This window comes from Pedobacter kyonggii, assembly GCF_004310665.1.
GTDB lineage: Bacteria > Bacteroidota > Bacteroidia > Sphingobacteriales > Sphingobacteriaceae > Pedobacter > Pedobacter kyonggii.
The window spans coordinates 311,134-324,144 of sequence record NZ_SIXF01000004.1 but is presented as its reverse complement, the minus strand read 5'-3'; the positions used below and the strand labels follow the sequence as shown (position 1 = coordinate 324,144).

Here is a 13,011-nt window from a genome sequence, read left to right as displayed (position 1 = left end):
ACTAGCTATAAAGATATGATAGACTGCTTTCTAAACCTTGCTTGGGAAAACCTGCTTTAATCAGTGTGCGGCTATCTTTTAAACTGTTTATTAATAAATACTTGCGGCAAATTTAACGACCGCTAATAGGAGGATATAGCTAAGTTTTTATACTTTTATAAAAAAAAGCTTCTGAGAGGCGTTAATTTAACTAAATAGAAACCGCAAATTCTCAGGACAGGCAACTTCTTTTGCCCATAAAAAAAGAAAAAGCTTCCAAAGCCACTTGAAAAAGGGTTTTATTCATAGGAGGTTTATTTAACCCTGGTTCCTGTAAACACCAATTTCCTGTTCTGTGCTGCAATCCTCAGTTTTTAGCCCTGACAGAAGCGGGCATCCCGATTTTTTCATCGGGATAAAGCGGATGGCAGGAACCTCCTTTAAAAAAAAGCAAAAAGCCCTGCGCTCCAAAACAAAAAACTTCGGTTATTTTAAAAGATCTATATTCACTTTAATGGCTCTTTATTAATTGTTATGTTGTTATTATGGCAAAATATTAATTTGAAAAGCAGTTTCAGTTTTTCATAGGCTATGGTAGTCCTGCTATCCCTCCTGCTCCGATGAAGAATCGGCCGTTCTATCAGGTTTATTTAACCCTGGTTCTGTGCGTCTGCCCAAGGTCTCTAGCCCTGCATCCTTTAAAAAAATCGAAAAGCCCTGCGCTCAAAAAAACAACAGTTATTCCGAATAACCACCTTTGCTAATAAGCCCCACTTCTAATCGATTCGATTTCACCTGTGGTTAACGCCAAATGTTTACCCAACATCCGGCTTCCATTTTCAGTAACCAGAAAATCGTCTTCAACCCTGATGCCGCTAAAGTTTCTGAACTGCTCCAACTTATCGTAATTAATAAATTCGGCAAACTGGCTGGTGGCTTTCCAACGGTCTATTAGTTCTGGAATAATATAAACACCTGGCTCTACCGTTAACACATACCCTGCTTCGAGCGCTTTGCCTAACCTTAACGATTTTAACCCGAACTGAGTGGTATTTTTAGTCAGTTCATCTGTATAACCTACATATTGCTCGCCTAAATCCTCCATATCGTGCACATCTAAGCCCATCATATGGCCTGTTCCACATTGAAAGAACATCGCATGCGCACCAGCCTGAACCGCATCGTCTATATTACCTTTCATCAGGCCAATATCTTTTAAACCCTGTGCCAGCATTTTACACGAAGCCAAATGCACATCTAAATATCTTACACCCGGCGCTAACATGTTTTTGCCATGTGTGTAAGCATTCAATACAATATCATAAACATCTTTTTGCTCGGCACTAAACTTTTTGCCTACCGGAAAAGTACGCGTAAGATCGCCTGCATAACCTAAAGCTGTTTCTACACCGGAGTCGTTCAAAACCAGTTGACCTTCCTGTAGCTGATTACCATGATAATGGTTGTGCAAAATTTCGCCACGAACAGTTAAAATAACCGGATAAGCCAGATTACCGCCCGAAGCCAATGCAGCACCTTGAATTTTTGCTGCAAGTTCGCGTTCGTACATGCCGGGTTTTGCCTGTTGCATAACCATTAAATGAATATCGGCCGATATTGCTGCTGCACGGTCTAACTCTTCAATTTCTTCTACCGATTTAATCGATCGTTGTGCCACAACTGCTTTAATAAAGCTAAGTGATGCTTTTTCTTTAAGCTGATCGACAGGCAAATTAAGCCAGCTGGCCAATTTAATCTTATTCTCCGAGCGGTAAGGAGGCAGGAAATGAACCTGACGCTTTTTGTCTTGGTATTGCTTAAGATAAATGTCCAGTTGCGCTAAAGGCAAAACTTTGGTTAAGCCGGCATCCAAACTTTTTTCTTCAAGCGTTTTCTGTCTGCCCATCCACACGATATCGTCAATTCCCATTTCATCACCAAAAAGGGTTACCTGATCTTCATCAAGGTCGATGATAGCGCCCAATGCTGGCTCACTTATACCAAAATAGTATAAAAAGGTACTATCCTGCCTAAAATGGTAGGTATTGTCCTTATAATTCATCGGACTTTCTTCATTACCCAAAAAGAGTAATATTCCCGAATTTATCTTTGATTTTAGTGCTGCTCTTCTTTGAAGGTAAACTTTCTTTTCAAACATATTATTAATTGTTAGGCAAATATCCAAAAAGCTATATTCATTACATCAGAATTGAAATGAATGGCTAAAATATGGGAGGTATCTGCAAATTATAAGCTATGGTTATGGCACAAAAATCACAATAAATTTCAGGTTAGCGAAAAATAAGGGTAAAATCTGCACAATGTAGGGGTGATTAATGAAAGTTTATAATAGCAGTAACAATTTTTAGCTACAGAGATATAGATGGCACGGCGTATTTTTATTGCAGTGATAGCTGTGAGGAATCGTCATTGCGAGAAGGCTTTTTCAGCCGACGAAGCAATCTTAATGCGCACGCTGTTAGATCGTTGTAAGATTGCTTCGTACCTCGCAATGACGACCTTCTATAGGGATCTGTCAATGGCAAGCTTAATTTATTTCATAAAAAATCGACTTTCTCACACCACTATCGTTACAAATGAGGACGTTCTAAATAATTTAAATGGACTATATTATTGTTAAATTATATAACTTTTTGAAATACAAAATTTTGAATTGACTAATATGAAGTAACTCTATAGCTGTAAATAAAACAAAATCTATCGTTTTCGATCTATAAAACACTCACATTAAGTTCAATATTTAACTTTAATAATTTGAAATACAAGTAATATGAATATTTTATATTTATGCATAATATTGATAAGGCACATATCTAATTGATTATCAATACTAAATAACAACAAAAAGCCCCGTAAATTTTATTTCACGGGGCGGAGACAGTAGAAAAATTGATATTATCTTTGAAGAATAATTTCAGTTGTATGCGCTTTTGCAAGTGGAAACTCGTATGCTCCCCTCTCCTTCTTATCATTACCTTTTACCGAATAAGTTCCCACGCCATTAATTTTTGCAGGCTGTAACAACCTCAATACGGCATTAGGTGTATATTCATTTGCTTTGCTCAGTTTTAAACGAATTTCGCCATTTACACTATTATAATTTACCTCATCAATGGTTCCGGCATCAAGGTTAATCCAAAGCCCCGCAGGTGCAATATAAACCGATGATTTTGCTGCTGTAGTTAATTTAACATTGATGTTATTGCCTGTTTTGTTCAGATTACCGCCGAAAGCTAACCAACCAAATTCAGGATGCTGTAAGATATACGATGAAGTATTAACCGCATAGCCAAAAAAACCAGATCCGTAATCGCCGGTAATACCATCATTTTTTAAAGTTGATGGATAAGCATGAAATGCTGCAGGCGCAAAACCTTCTTGGGTGATATTGGAAATCGAACCCAATAACCCACCGTAACCGGCACGCAAAAGATAGAAATCGCCAGGATTTTTACGGTAATCCATCAATACAGGAATGGCATTGAGTGCTGAACCGTAATGATGGATCATCCTTTCGATACGCGAAAGTTTACCTCCATAAAGAAAATCCCAGTACCGGCGGGCATTACCATTGTAAGCCCAATGCGGCACCACAGGCATATAGGCTAATATGGCATCAAGTGTTACATTTGCTTTATCCTGATAACCAAAATAGCTGGACCATACGTAAACTTCTTCTTGACCTGTAGAGTCCCAAGGCATTTCACTACCAAAGGGATATTGAAGCGAACGCCAGTGGTTGGCTCGCTTTTTCATTTCATTTTCTAACCTGGTTGCTTCTTCTGTAAGTCCTTCGTTTTTAAGGTCATTTAGGATGAGATAGAAAACTGTACCTTCCATTTGACCGAACTGAGCGTAATAAGGCGCAATATTAACCATCGCCATACCTGTTTCAGCAGCATCGATAAGGTGTTGTTTCCAGCTCTGCTCTTCCACCAGGCCGCTATAATTACGCGCCAACCGATACATCACCCAATGGGCTGCTGCAACATGTGGGTAGTTATAAGACCGGCCCAAGTTATCAGCCTCTTTTTTGGGCCATGCAGACCATGTTTTAAAATTGATATTTGCGGCATAAGTATCTTTAGGGAGCGAATCTGGTGCATAGTAGAACAAGCTCTTTTTTACCCCATATTTCTGAGGACCATTTTTAAGCTGTATCCGTCCAAACATTACACTATCTACAAATTGTTTCAGTTTATCAACTTCTTCTTTCTTGGGTTGTACCAACTGCTTCATTATTGCCCCCAACCACGAACCTGCACCACCTTCATCGCTTAACCCCGCAATCCATGCCCTATTGTCTTGTGTTACCTGCTGTTGCTTTTCATTATCGTACGTAATAGCTGAAGGATTTCTTTTAAAAATAGGATCGGCCTGATTAAACCATTGCTTGGTTGTTAAAAAATTGCCATAACTAGCGATCACATCACTTTCGGCTTCAATTACCTTATAATTTATACTTTGCTCCAAGCCATCTTCGTAGGTGATAGACAATCTTGCTCTTCCCCAGGTATTCCCCTTTACGGAATAACTTTTCCAACCATTTTTGGTTGAGGCCAATGCACTTACTTGTAGCGCATTTTCGGGCTGAACTTGAATAGTTTTAATCTTTTTAGGGTAATTAATAAATAACTTCCCTTCTACATCTTTAGGCAGTACATAACCTGGAACTGATATCGCTACTGGCCGTTTATTTTCGATCAGTTTGTTTTCGATATCTTTTGCTGCTCCTGAAAGGATAAACTGAAGGGCATAACTCCGGCTTTCGCCAGGCTTTAAAGTGGTTGAAGTTGGTGTATTCCACTGCTCGGCATTTTTCCATTCATTTTCTGCATAGGCTTTACTATAAACCATCCATTCGTAAAAACCTTCAAAAGCTATCCCTCTCGGGGTCCGGTCATCATTAAGCGGATTATAAGCCTCAAATGGCGTATGCTCCAATGGCGTAACGAGTAAAGAAGGTGCATGGCCGCTTAATCGGGTAACTTGCAGATAACCAGCATCTTTTCCGATATATGGATCATAAAAAACATTTTTTGCATGGGTTTGCTCCAATGTTCTGCCTTCGAGAATATTATCGAAAATCATCGGGATACCTAGTGCCCCGATTTCTATGTTTTTATTGGTCTTGTTTTTCAGTTCGAAGCGGAGCACAAGTTTTCCGTTAAGCATTTCCCACATCCGTTTAACCTGCAACGGGATATCGACCGGAAGCGTTGCAGCAAGATCGGCAGCAGCAAGTACGTTTTTACCCGTAGCAATGCTTTTCACCGGGCTTCGTTTTGCGGCTGTGCTATAGCTTTTCCAGGCTTCTTCGCCAATGTAGCGTAACTTTAAGTTGATATCACCCAGATGATATAAACCATCTGAACTACGTACTTTTAAACTGTCGCTGGGTACAAAATCGAAATCTTTAACCGTTTTAGGCTGGAGACCTGCTACTGTTTGCGATGACTTAACAAGCTTTAGATTAAATGCTCCGGCATTGTAAGTCGAAAATCCATTTCCCAGGTCCAGCGTAGATGGCTTTTTGCCTAAAGCAATCCAAGGCGATTGGGCCAGAACTACCTCAATATTTAGAAAAGATAAAATACAGCAAAATATTGCTTTAAAAGTTATTATGAATAAGGTTCTCTTCTTTTTTAATTTGATAATCATGATGACAAAGTGGATTTAGGATGTAGTTAAATCAAAAATAAACTTTAAAAGATAAAGCGGGCATCGAAGTTAAAAATAGCGCAAAATCGGTAAAGAATTGGTGTATTTATGGGGAGTTTGGGCGTGAGGCGGTAAGTGGATGGCGGGATCGATGGTAAATAGCAGGAAGCATGATGAACAAAATAGGTTCCCGCAGATTACGCAAAGTACGCAGATTGTTAACACATGAAGGGGAACCTAACCCATTAGCACTACATTAGGTGCCTAAACGCGATTGCAGCGACAGCTCTCGACGTAAAGTCGGGACTACAGCGGAAAGCGCGACTGACGTGGATTGAAATGCAGGAATTACTTTCCTATATCAAATTATTAACCATATAAGAGATATAAGGAAATTTAAGCCGTTTATCACTAAATAGCAATAAAGGTCTTCGACAAGCTCAGACTGACAACGCCCACCTCTTTCTTTCCCGCAGATTACGCAAAGCACTCAGATTGTTCGCATTAAGATTAGTTACGCTGAGCACTTCGTGGTTCCCACCTGCGCCTATCGTATGGGCACAATTCCATTATCTTGCGTCATTCCCGTGAAAACGGGAATCTTAAAGCTTCAGATATTGATCATTAACCTTTGTTGCATTAAGATTGCCAGTCAAGCTGGCAATGACGGCCAATGCTAAGGATATTGCAAAAGATGTGTCCACACGATAGGCCTGCGTGGGAATGACGATCATTCTTTAGAATCATTGGTAGACAATGATTAAATAGGCTGACATTTCACTTTCAACCATTCTGCTTCTTCATCTGATAACATGGGTTGAAGCTTCTCAAACACCATTTGATTGTATTGGTTTAACCAGGTGATTTGATCTGGTGCCAAAAGTGTTTTATTGATAATCGTGGTATCGATAAAACATAAGGTTAAGGTTTCGAAAATGAGAAAATCGCCAAATTCACTACTGCCCTTAGGGATACATAAAACAAGATTTTCGATACGTACACCATGTTTTTCCGGACGATAAATCCCAGGCTCGATGGAGGTTACCATTCCTGGCTTAAAGACAACATCTACATTGGCTGGACTAATATTCTGAGGTCCTTCGTGTACATTAAGAAAAAAGCCAATACCATGACCCGTTCCATGACCAAAATTTATGGCATGTTCCCACAGCGGTTTTCTACAAATTGAATCGATTTGATAACCTTTGGTACCTTCTGGAAAAATCAGTTTAGAACCTTCAATCAGGCCTTTTAGTACCAAGGTATAATCATCGGCCTGGGTTGATGAGCAATTACCAACAGGCATTACCCTGGTAATATCGGTTGTACCATACAAATACTGACCTCCGGAATCGACAAGAAACAAACCATCACCTAAAATTTCCTGATTACTTTTTGCTGTTACGTTATAATGCGGCAATGCTCCATTTGCATTATAGCCAGCTATGGTATTAAAACTTAAACCAACGAAAGATGCTTGTTCGGCTCTAAACGTGGCCAATTTCTCTGCTGCAGACCATTCTGTAATCTTTTCTTTCCCTAAATGATCTTCCATCCATTTAAAGAACCTGGTTAAAGCCACCCCATCATTTAGCATTGCCTTACGGATGTGGTTAATCTCAGTATTATTCTTTAAACTTTTTAGGTGTGTGCTTGGATTAATGCCTGAAACGATTTTAGTACCAGAAGGCAAGCACTGATACAAGCCAAAACAAGTACGTTTAGGGTCGATAAAAACCTGTGCGTCTTTTGGCAGCATTTTTAATGCTTCTGCCACCTCAGCATAGGGATGCAAAGTTACGCCCTGTTGGTTTAAAGTATCGATATCTTTTTGCGACAACTTTTGTTTGTCGATAAAGAGTTTTACCGCTGAAGGAGCAATTAAAGCAAAACTTAAAGCTACAGGATTATAGTCTACATCTTTTCCCCTTAGGTTAAAAAGCCAAGCAATGTCATCAAGCGATGAAATAAAATGATAACCTGCCCCATTTATTTTTAAAGCAGCTCTTACCTCGTTTATTTTAGCCGAAATGGTAAGACCCGCAGCTTCTTCGCCTATTAAAAAGGCATTTTCTTCTGGCAACCCTACCCTATCAAGCCAAATCGCGCTGATAAAATCAACGTCAATTATTTCTATTTCACGCTGGGTCAAACTGTTCTGCATCTCGAGGGCTAAACCTACCGTAATAAGCTGATGGTTAAAACCTACTTTCGCACCCTTTGGCAAAACCTGGCACAACCAATCGATGTATTCGGGTGTATGTGGCACTTTCAACTTTACCAATTCGTAACCAGTATTGTTTAATTGTGTTTCTGCCTGCGTAAAATATCGAGAATCAGTCCACAGACCAGCAAAATCTTGAGTAATGACCAGCGTGCCGGCCGACCCTGTAAATCCACAAGCAAAAGGAATAGCTTTATAATGCGCAGGTAAATATTCACTGATATGAGGATCTGCCGCGGTAATCATATAAGCATCTACTTCTTGAGCAGCCATTAATTGGCGTAAGGCCTGCAATTTTTCTACAAAGGTCATGTTGAAGAAGAGTTTTTGTAAGGCCAAATTTAAATATTACATTGACATCAGCGCTTAAAACGGGCAAGAATTAATTCAAATTCTGAAAACACAACAGATTCGGTTGGGTTAGAACCTGTGTTTACCTTTAAAAATATTCAGGACAAATACTAAACGTACCGATCAATTGCAGGCGCTTTAACGACCTCATAACAATCTGATTTCTGAAAGCACCATACTTTAAAAACAAGAGCCGATTCTCTTTGTGCCAGCGCATGGATACCCAATGCAAAACGTTGTTTAAAACGTTTGGGGCAAGCCTCTTTATGGCAAATTATTTCGTAACAGTCTACATTTTCTACAACCACATCAAGCACATACTTTGGCCACTGTTTTTTAATCAGATTCGGCAACCAGCTAAACTGCTGCATGTTAATCAAATCCCCCATTCCTACAATTGCTTTTTGCGGAATATCTCCCCCTACAATCTGGCTCCAGTTCCCATCAACTTCATCAATAATACCTAGCACTTTACATCCAGAGAGCACCAACCATGGATCTTCCATGGTGGACCGCATTAACTGATAGGATACATCTTGTAAAAATTCCTGTTCAAAAAGGTAATTAAGTTCGATCATAAGCTATTTTCAATTGTTATCGGCAAATTATTAAGTCGTATCAGTTTATCAATGGTACCAGCAAAACGTTTCATTGAGATCGGTTTGCCAAGATAACATTCAAAGCTAGAATCTATTTTTCTCACCTCATTTTCAAGGTGGGCGGATGCATAGATCACAAACCTAGCTTTCGAGCGGAGATGCTGGGAAAGTTCAGTTCCCTTCATTCCATCCATATCTATATCTAAAAAAAGAAAATCAATTTTATCTCCATCACTAATTGTTTTTAAAGCATCAAATGGATTATTAAAGGCGCTAAACAGTTTTAAAAAACGAATACCTTCAATATAATCGTGGAGTACATCAATCGCGTGCTGTTCATCATCAACAATTGCACAGCTGTAATACATAGGCAAACTAAGATAGGCTGCACAAAGCTTAACAATGTACACCTCAATTCCTATAGCCAGGCATAAAAAGGGTAAAAGTACGGTAGTAATGGGCATATTAATGAGACAGTATATCTACTTTTACCACATTTCGTGATAAAGCAGTAACACAACTTCTGCGGTTATTTTCTTAAATCTGCGGGAAACCATCGTATCATGTTCCCCGCGGATATCGCTAATTTAAGCAGAATGGCATTTTTAACACTAAGTAATTAAGGACATTAAGACGCGATTGTAATCATCTGCGGCTATTTTCTTAAATCTGCGGGAAAGCAACAGCATAATATTTCCAGCGGATATCGCCGATCTACGCAGAAATAAAGCCAAAAAGCGGTACAAGTGATTATTCACAAGCACCGCTAACTGTTTTTTTTGAAGCATATTTATCAAGGCTTCGATAATTGGTAAGCCTTAATAATCTTATAAAAAATCTGATGATTAGGATATACCCCTATAAAGGCATCCGAACCAGGGCCATAGGCAAATACAGGCACCATGATATTGGTATGATCGTCTGTACTGAAATCGCCACGAACGGTTCCTTTTTTATAAGAGGCATCCAGGAGCGACAGTCCTCCGGTTTCATGATCGGCAGTTACGATTACCAACGTTTCGCCATCCTGATCGGCAAACTTTAAGGCTTCGCCCACCAGACGGTCGAAATCTTGTTGTTCGGTTACCGCGAAAGGCAAATCGTTTGCGTGCCCACCATGATCAATCTGTGCGCCTTCTGCCATAATGAAAAATCCTTTTTTATTTTTCGAGAGTAATTCAACCGTTTTTAAGAACGAAGTTTTCAGCATTTCTCCCCGGCCATCTAATACTTTACGCGTAGCAGAATCGTCTAAAAGCACCACTTGCTTATCTTCATTTGAGGCAACGAAACTTTTTAGGTCTTTCTGTAGTGTAAAACCTTTTGCCGAGATTTTATCCATCAATTTTTGATCTGGATTCTCGGTAAAACTTTTGCGTTTCGAACCAACTAGAATATCAACATGACTGTTCTGAAAATCAGCTGCAATTTCCTTCGTCATAGATCTTTCAAGCTGATGGGCATAAAATGCTGCAGGCGTAGCATCGGTAATATCACCACTGCTGATGATACCACTTGTAACACCATAAGGCGCTAAAACATCAGGGATAGACTGAAGTGCTTTACCCGTAGAATCAACGCTGATGTAACGGTTATTGGTTTTATGCCCTGTGGCCATAGCCGTTGCACCTGCAGCAGAATCAGTAAAATCTGAATTGGAAGCTTCGGTACGCGATAGGCCAAGATGTTTAATTGTGATGATGTTGGATTGACCAAAATTAGCACTCAAACCTGCCTGAATCTGTGCCAGCCCCATTCCATCCCCGATTAAAAGAATTACATTTTTGGCTTTGGTTTTTAATCCATCGCTTTTGTAAGTTGGCTGATAAGGTTTATAAGCCTTCGGGTTGCTGTACTCGAGCTTAGCCCTGTTCTGGTAAAAATCTTTTAGCAATACGGGATGATCCGTTCCGATCCAATCAACGCCCATATGTTCCAGCTCTTTCCAACTGTTCGGACTATCTTTAGTTGCCCAAAAACGGAAAGGTTTACCCATTGCATGTACTTTGGCAATCACCGCTTTCATCTTTTCTAAATCGGTTGGCGTTGGGGTGCCTTTCCCGTTCCATACCGTATAATGAGAAATATCATCGCTAATCATCCCAATGTGCTTTAACTGATCACTTGTGTACTGATTTACGGGACGTCCATCGAAACTGATGAGTGATGGATAATCCTTAAACTTTTCGGCAGGCGGAACAGCACCACTCATTACAATTTTAATGGCTGAAGGATTGATCTGCTGATCGAAAACAGATTCATTACCTTTTAAATCGGCCAATAATTTCGGGATTACGTGTTCATAATCCTCCTTTATATCGATTACCAGCTGAAGTTTTTTTTTCGGATCGGCATAAGGATGGTTGGCATGATCTTTAAAAAATGCCACCAATGGATCGATATATAATTTTTTCAATGTTCTGCCTGGGGTAATTTCGCTGCTTTCGTGGGCAACAAACAATTCTCCATTACGGTAAAACACATCTGCCTCGATAGACCCCATACCAGCATAATAAGCCTCCAATAAAGGAATCTGCTGCTTATAATCATTATGGCTGTGTCCATTACCGGCATTCAGTTTCTGCTGAGCAGAAACTGAATGTACGCCTAAACTCAATAATAAAAAGAGAGTCAGTTTATTCGATTTTACCATCCTGGATTTTGTTTAATTACACCTGCACTGTTATCAATTTCTCTTTGTGGTACGGCCCAAACATCGTGTACCTGTGGATTGAAAGTTCTTGCCGGCCAAATTACACTCCCATCAAAATCGTGTAATGGTTTTGCATAGGCTGCCTGAGCATCACCCCATCTTACCAAATCGCGGTGACGATCGGCCCATTCTCCTGCAAGTTCGTTACGTCGTTCGCGTTTAAGGTCGTCGATAGTCATTCCTGTTTTGGTGCCTAAACCTGCGCGTTGCCTGATTTTGTTCAGTTCGGTATCTCCTGCCCCTGCTCCGCTAAGGTTAATTGCAGCTTCTGCTTTGATCAGCAATACTTCAGCATAACGCATTAAGGGCACGTTTAAATCTGTTGTGCCATTGTCTCCATTCGGATTCACATGCGTTGGAATTGGATTAGGATATGAAAACGGCTCCATATATTTTTTAAACTGGTAATTTGAAGTCGCTCCTGCATCTTTGGTAAAGCTACGCTCGGCGCCAAAGAACATAAATTTATCGCCAGGTTTTAAAATGGTGGCTTCACGGCGCTGATCGCCAGTTTCGTAAGAATCGTAAAGCTCTTTAGTTGGCAGGTAATAACCCCATCCGTTATAAATCCCCCAGGCTTTATTGGTTAACATTACGCCTGGGAGCTTACTTCCCCAGCCGGTGCCACCACCACTTGGCGTACAAACCACAGACCAGATATATTCTTTAGACCAGTTGTTTGAAGCCTTAAAAACGTCGGCAAAACCCGTATTAATTAAATCATGCTGGCCTGACGTGATGACCATATCAGCATATTTAGCAGCATTGGCATAATCCTTTTTGTACAGATACACTTTAGATAGGTATGCCCAGGCAGCCGTTTTATGTGCTTTACCGTAATCAGTTGGTTTCATTGCCGAAAACAGGGGAAGGTTATCGGCTGCTTTTAATAAAAGTGAAATGATGTAATCATAGTTTTCGTTTACATTTTTTGCGCGGGCAATAGGCTGAGAGGGATCGCTTTCTGGTGTTACGATGGGTACTCCGGCTTTATCGTTACCGTAATTAGCAGCCAACTGGAAATAAACCAGTCCAGCATTAAAATAAGCATCGCCAATAATCTGTTTTTTCAAGGCTTCATCCATTGGGATGGCAGGTACGTTGATAATAATATCGTTAGCCCGTTTGATAATAGCATAACGCATGCTCCATTGGGTTTCGGTATAACCTCCGCCAACATAGGTACGGTTAAAATTTTTGATATTATCAGCCTCTGGCTTATTACGTCCAGTAACCATATCATCGCTGGCATTGATAAACCAGAACATCCCACGGCCGTAAAAGTCTTCTGCATTGTAATTTTCATACATCCCAGCTTCTGCTTTTATGGCATCTTCTTTGGTTTTCCAGAAATTTTGTGCCGATGGAGATCCTTCAGGCACAATATCAAGCTCTTTTGTACATGAAGAGAAAAAAGCAAGTGCGGCAAATGCCATATATTTTAAATTCGTTTTCATTGTTGT

The 13,011-nt window shown here is 40.0% G+C and carries 7 protein-coding genes; all 7 read right to left on the bottom strand.

All coding sequences use genetic code 11. The annotated features are described in order from the left end of the window. Window positions 1-739: 739 nt before the first annotated feature. Entirely contained in the window at window positions 740-2,137 is a 1,398-nt protein-coding gene (locus EYS08_RS07025) for an aminopeptidase P family protein (RefSeq protein ID WP_131029335.1), read from the bottom strand. A 758-nt stretch (window positions 2,138-2,895) separates the two neighbouring features. Beyond that, on the bottom strand, window positions 2,896-5,661 hold the full coding sequence (locus tag EYS08_RS07020) for a DUF5695 domain-containing protein (protein WP_208745806.1): 2,766 nt from the start codon (window positions 5,659-5,661) through the stop codon (window positions 2,896-2,898). Between the two features lie 760 nt (window positions 5,662-6,421). Next, window positions 6,422-8,197 carry an aminopeptidase P family protein gene (locus tag EYS08_RS07015; protein WP_131029334.1) on the bottom strand — a complete coding sequence of 592 codons (1,776 nt, stop codon included), beginning with the start codon at window positions 8,195-8,197 and terminating at the stop codon, window positions 6,422-6,424. A gap of 149 nt (window positions 8,198-8,346) precedes the next feature. After that, window positions 8,347-8,814, bottom strand: coding sequence for a hypothetical protein (locus tag EYS08_RS07010; RefSeq protein WP_131029333.1), 468 nt, complete (start codon window positions 8,812-8,814; stop codon window positions 8,347-8,349). Then, window positions 8,811-9,299 (bottom strand): LytR/AlgR family response regulator transcription factor, encoded by a 489-nt coding sequence (locus EYS08_RS07005; protein ID WP_131029332.1) that lies wholly within the window; start codon window positions 9,297-9,299, stop codon window positions 8,811-8,813. Before EYS08_RS07005 ends, EYS08_RS07010 begins: the two co-directional genes overlap by 4 nt. Before the next feature lie 329 nt (window positions 9,300-9,628). Further along, window positions 9,629-11,488: an alkaline phosphatase gene (locus EYS08_RS07000; RefSeq protein WP_165456398.1), complete on the bottom strand. Its 1,860-nt coding sequence runs from the start codon at window positions 11,486-11,488 to the stop codon at window positions 9,629-9,631. After that, entirely contained in the window at window positions 11,482-13,005 is a 1,524-nt protein-coding gene (locus EYS08_RS06995; RefSeq protein ID WP_131029331.1) for a RagB/SusD family nutrient uptake outer membrane protein, read from the bottom strand. The genes EYS08_RS07000 and EYS08_RS06995 overlap by 7 nt, the downstream gene beginning before the upstream one ends. Window positions 13,006-13,011: the final 6 nt, after the last annotated feature.

Bases quoted from the DNA above. Each gene is read 5' to 3' on its own strand.
- EYS08_RS07000 (WP_165456398.1), bottom strand. From the start codon at position 11,488: ATGGTAAAATCGAATAAACTGACTCTCTTTTTATTATTGAGTTTAGGC.
- EYS08_RS06995 (WP_131029331.1), bottom strand. From the start codon at position 13,005: ATGAAAACGAATTTAAAATATATGGCATTTGCCGCACTTGCTTTTTTC.
- EYS08_RS07015 (WP_131029334.1), bottom strand. From the start codon at position 8,197: ATGACCTTTGTAGAAAAATTGCAGGCCTTACGCCAATTAATGGCTGCT.
- EYS08_RS07005 (WP_131029332.1), bottom strand. From the start codon at position 9,299: ATGCCCATTACTACCGTACTTTTACCCTTTTTATGCCTGGCTATAGGA.
- EYS08_RS07010 (WP_131029333.1), bottom strand. From the start codon at position 8,814: ATGATCGAACTTAATTACCTTTTTGAACAGGAATTTTTACAAGATGTA.
- EYS08_RS07020 (WP_208745806.1), bottom strand. From the start codon at position 5,661: ATGATTATCAAATTAAAAAAGAAGAGAACCTTATTCATAATAACTTTT.
- EYS08_RS07025 (WP_131029335.1), bottom strand. From the start codon at position 2,137: ATGTTTGAAAAGAAAGTTTACCTTCAAAGAAGAGCAGCACTAAAATCA.